At 61.8% G+C, this 377-nt stretch carries 1 protein-coding gene; it reads right to left on the bottom strand.

Going from position 1 to position 377, the window contains the following annotated elements:
* A partial coding sequence (locus IB269_RS28930; protein ID WP_225614340.1) for a hypothetical protein occupies positions 1-377 on the bottom strand: 377 nt, incomplete at both ends.

Here is a 377-nt window from a genome sequence, read left to right on the forward strand (position 1 = left end):
TACAACTCGCTGCTGTAGCTGTACAGCCCCTTGCCCACGATCAGCTTGTCGCCGCCATACCGCGTGAGCTTCAGCGCCTGGTTTGCAGCCACCACGGTCTGCACCTCCGACTGGCCTTCGGCCAATCCCTGCACCTGTGCCAGAACCCGGTACGTTCCCGCAACACTGGGCCGCTCGATGTAGCCCCACCCCGTGTCCCTGCGGTCCTTGCCAATCGCAAGCTGCGTGACCAGCACCCCTCCATCGGCTGCGGTGTAGATTCCACCGACCACTCCTGAAGGAGTCTGTTCCACCAGGCTTACCTGTACCGTCATCGGCTTGATCGCGTTCTGGTTGTCAGACCAGTACGCGCCAGGCACGCTCAGCACCACATAGAA

This window comes from Delftia sp. DLF01, from assembly GCF_014852125.1.
GTDB classification, from domain to species: domain Bacteria; phylum Pseudomonadota; class Gammaproteobacteria; order Burkholderiales; family Burkholderiaceae_C; genus Comamonas; species Comamonas acidovorans.